Below are 3991 nucleotides of genomic sequence, written 5' to 3'. Positions count from 1 at the left end.
GGTCAGGGATGAGCGGGTGGTGACCCGTCGGCACCGTCCGGGGTGGCCGGTGCACCGGCGGTCCCGTCCGTGTCGAACGGCGGTGCGGCCTTGACGTGGGGTAGGCCGGGGTCGAGTTTCTGGCCGCTGCGGTCGAGGCTGAGCGCCCCGTACGCGGTGAGGTGCGCGCCGACGGCGAGGGCCTGCGCGCCGGTGAGCAGCACGACGAGGCGGCGGCCTTCGGTGCTGTAGGTGTGCAGCTCGACGTGGCCGTTGGTCAGCGGCCGGACCGGCAGGAACCGCTCGACCGTCGCCCCGCCGGGTGCGGTCGCCCAGATCGCTGAGCAGAGTGCGTTCCACTGCTCGTTGACGAGGGCTTCCCAGTGCTCGGCGCGGGCGATGAGGTGGGCGTGTTCGGCCTCGCTGGTCGAGTGTTCGGCCATCGCGCGGGCGACCTCAGCCGCCGCGTGGTGAGCGGACACCCGGTTGGCCAGCCCGATCATGGAGGCGGCGGTGGGCTCCGGCGCGAGCATGGGCTCGGCGGCAGGCGTGGGAACGGACGCGGTACCGGTGGCGGGGTGCTCGCCGGTACCGGGGCCGGGCGTGGTAGCCCGGCCCCCGTGCCGGGCCACGTCAGACCGCCAGCAGCTCGAACGCGCGGGCCTTGAGGTCCGCACCGGCACCGGTCAGCGCCCGCGTGGCGCGGGCGAGGTCGGTCTTGGCGGGGGCGAAGTGGTCCACGTACTCGGTGATGGCCTGGAAGCCGGCCCACCGGGTGCCCTTGATCGCCTTCTGCGTGTCCGCGTCTCGGATCAGGTAGCGCAGCGTGGCCGTGCGCTGCTTGGAGTTGTTCTTCGCGATGTCGGAGGCGTCGTCGGCGAGGGGCCACACCTGCGCGACGACCTTCTCGAACTCGCCCATGGTCAACGACTCGTTGATCATTTTTTCGGCTTCGGTCTCGAAGTCGTGGAACGCTTTCCACATCAGGCCCAATGCCTGTCGGGCCTCGGAGATTTTGCTGGTGACGTTCGAGGTGTGCCGGAACGTGTACGAACTGACCGACCGGGCGAAGGCCAGGTTCTGCGTGTTCTTGCACACGATCCGCACCGGGGTCGCATCCAGGCGCAGCGAGGCGGTTCCGTCGTGCGAGGTAGTGGCCGCGAGGTAGAGATCCATATCGTCCACCCCGGCGATCTGCATCGCGGTAGGCAGCTTGAGGGTCACGAACACCGAGCGTCCCTTGCGCATCGACCCGGCGGTCTCGAAGTGCGCGCCGGAGGCGTCGACCAGGAGGTTGAGGGTCTCGGCTACCTGCTCGTTCTGGACCACGCTGTAGTCCTCGCCGACAACGCCGAGGTACTCCGTCTCACCCGTGACCGGGTTGGTGCGGACGGTCATGTACTTGTCGGTGCAGTCGACCTTCGTCACGCCGCGCTCGGTGACCTCGATGCCCTGAAGGGCGATCTTGCGGACCTCCCACCCGCCGAGCCACGCCTTGCTCATGACCTCCTCGGCGGTCATGCACTCGTCGGCCACGGTGCCGAGCTGGTGCCAGGCGGTCAGCCGTGCGGAGGTGAAGGCCGTCTGGCCGTTCGCGAGAGTTTCGAGTTCGTGTGCCACGGGGGCACCCCTTTCCGGGTTGTGTGGTTCGGGCGGGCGGTGCGGGCCGGGGGCTGCAACCCCCGGCCCGCGCCGTCAACAACAATGTTTCCTACCTCCACGGGTCGATCAAGGCGATCGGGTGGAGTCGATGAAGGTTTCTGCGGCGAATCTGACGCCCACCGCGCGGCGGGGCCTACCGGCTGTCGGTGGCCGGGCGTAGCCGCCCGTCCGGGCCGTAGGCGTACGCGTGAACGGTTTTGAACGGTGCCGGTAGGTACACGGTGAACCCGTGTTCGGGGATAAACCGGGTCCGGTAGGTGCGGGCGACGCCCAACAGGTACCGGTCGGGTTTGTCCCCGTGCGACCCGGGCGGGATGATGCCCGCCCCGGGCCGGTCGGCGCGGGCGCGGCGGTGCCGACCGAGTGCGAGGTGCGGGCACAGCGACAGTGCGGCGGTCATGCAGTCGGGGTGTCCCGGCGGGTCGGCGTAGCGCATCAGCTCGGCCGCCCGAGGGCTGCCGAGGAACGCCACCCAGTAGCCCATGGGCTCGCCGCAGAGTGAGCAGCGGCGCTCGATGGCGAGGCGGGTCGAGGTGGTGGTGTTGATCGTGGTGAAGTCCACGTGTGACCCGTCGCCGGTCGGGTTGGGGTGGATGTTGACCGGTGGGATGGGTAGGCCGCGCCGCGCGTCGTGGGGACGTGCGGCCAGCGCGGGCGGTAGGTCTGGCCTGTTGCCGGGCGGGTACGTCATGACTGGCTGCTCACGGGGCCGGGGCGGCTGTCCCTGATGACGAGGTCCGGGTTGACCGCGCGCACGAGACGGGCCACCTCGTCCCACCCGGCCGCGTTGAACACGTGCACCTCGTATGGCACCTGCGCTACCCGCAACATGGTCAGGACGTCACCGGCGCTGTGCGCGTCGTCGAAGACGATCAGGATGTCAGCCCCGAAGATCGCATACACCCGGCCGTGATCGGGCGGCCAGGACAGCGAGGCGGCACACCGGAGTGCGTCGATTAACCGGCCGATGAGGTCGGCCGGATCACCGTCGTGAGTGTCGGTGTCGTAGCCCTCACCGTCGAGCCACGCGAGGTGATCGGTGACGGTCCAATCGGGGTGAGCGAGCCACGTCTGCCGGACGGCTTGCCACAGCGTCAGCCGGGCCGGCACGCCGACCGGGTCGGCCGGTTGCGACCCGTGCGGGCCGGGTAGCGGGCACAGCGACGTGCCGTCGGCGTGTGACGCGACGGGGCGCGCGGCGAACCCGTTCAGGGGCCAGTCGCGCGGCGGCACCAGCCGCGCCGGTTGTTCGCATTCGGGGCAGCGCAGCGACCCCGGGCCGGGCGTGGTCGGTTCGTGGTCGGGGTGATCGTGCGGGGTGGTCATGGGTTGTCCCTTCCGCTTGTGGGTGGGCGTGCGGGTACCGGGGCCGGGCATGGTGCCCGGCCCCGGCGGGGTAATCGGTCAGGCCGCGACCGGGACGGCGGTGGCCTCGTCGGTGTCGGCCTCGTCGCCGGTGAGGGCGTCGGCACCGGCGGGGGCGGTGGCGGTCTGGGGCCGGGTGAGGAACGCGCGCACCTCGGCCGTCGGGGCGGGCGCGTCGTCGGCGAGGGCGTAGGTTTCCGGGGCCTCACGGGTCAGCACCAGCACCCCAGCCGTGGCCATCTTCCGCATGCCGTTGCCGACCGCGCCGGGGCTGCGTCCGCCGATCTCACGAGCGACGGTGCCGGGGGTCACGTCGTGACCGGGGCCGAGGTCGCGCATGAACGCCTCAACCCGGTTGCGCAACTCGTTCTTCGCCAACTTGACCGACCCGTCGCTGTTGATCTCACTGAGGGTGCGGCCGGGAGCGGCAGCACGCCGGACCGACGGGCGGCGGATCTTGCGGGTGTGCCCGCACAGCGAGCACGTGCTGTGCGTCGGCGCGTTGGCCGGGTCCACCGTGGCGAGGTCACCGTCGGCGATTACCCACAGCTCGTCACCGTCCTCGGTGACCGGCAGGCGACGCGCGGCACCGGCAACCTCCATCGCGGCGAGGACCGCGTCACCCATCGCGACCGACAGGCCGCTCTCGTTGATCGCCGCGTCAGCGGTGATCCCGTCCGGGTGCCCACCCAACACCCCCGCCATGATCAACACCTTGAGGTCGGGCTGACGCGGGCTAACCGGCGCACCCGACACGGGCACCCCGGACACGGGCACCCCGGACACCGGGGCCTCGGGCAGCGTCGCCTCGTCCGCCGCCCGTTCGCCGGTCGCGTCGTCGTTGGCCGGGGTCGCCTCGTCGGTCGTGTCCGGCGTCGCGTCGGTGGTGGCCGGGGCGTCGTCGGCGGTCGTCGGCTCGCCTGCCGTCACGTCGCCGGTGGTGTCGTCGTCGGCCGGGGTCGGCTGGTCGGTCGTGTCCGGCGTC

At 71.4% G+C, this 3991-nt stretch carries 5 protein-coding genes; all 5 read right to left on the bottom strand.

Annotation, left to right across the window (positions count from 1 at the left end; all coding sequences use genetic code 11):
• Positions 1 to 2: 2 nt before the first annotated feature.
• Complete coding sequence (locus ABZS40_RS35255; protein ID WP_354948900.1) at positions 3 to 512, bottom strand: hypothetical protein; 510 nt, start codon at positions 510 to 512, stop codon at positions 3 to 5.
• A 100-nt stretch (positions 513 to 612) separates the two neighbouring features.
• The gene (locus tag ABZS40_RS35250; RefSeq protein ID WP_354948898.1) at positions 613 to 1599 is read right to left on the bottom strand and encodes a DUF932 domain-containing protein; all 987 of its coding nucleotides are present in this window, start codon (positions 1597 to 1599) and stop codon (positions 613 to 615) included.
• Between the two features lie 175 nt (positions 1600 to 1774).
• Positions 1775 to 2332 carry a hypothetical protein gene (locus ABZS40_RS35245; RefSeq protein ID WP_354948897.1) on the bottom strand — a complete coding sequence of 186 codons (558 nt, stop codon included), beginning with the start codon at positions 2330 to 2332 and terminating at the stop codon, positions 1775 to 1777.
• Complete coding sequence (locus ABZS40_RS35240) at positions 2329 to 2967, bottom strand: hypothetical protein (RefSeq protein WP_354948895.1); 639 nt, start codon at positions 2965 to 2967, stop codon at positions 2329 to 2331. Before ABZS40_RS35240 ends, ABZS40_RS35245 begins: the two co-directional genes overlap by 4 nt.
• Before the next feature lie 78 nt (positions 2968 to 3045).
• Positions 3046 to 3991 (bottom strand): hypothetical protein (locus ABZS40_RS35235; protein WP_354948893.1); only part of this gene is annotated, 946 nt, incomplete at its 5' end.

This window comes from Micromonospora sp. NPDC005324, assembly GCF_040607155.1.
Taxonomy (GTDB): domain Bacteria; phylum Actinomycetota; class Actinomycetes; order Mycobacteriales; family Micromonosporaceae; genus Micromonospora; species Micromonospora trifolii.
Note: the sequence above shows the minus strand (reverse complement) of the source record. Positions and strands in the feature narration are given on the sequence as shown.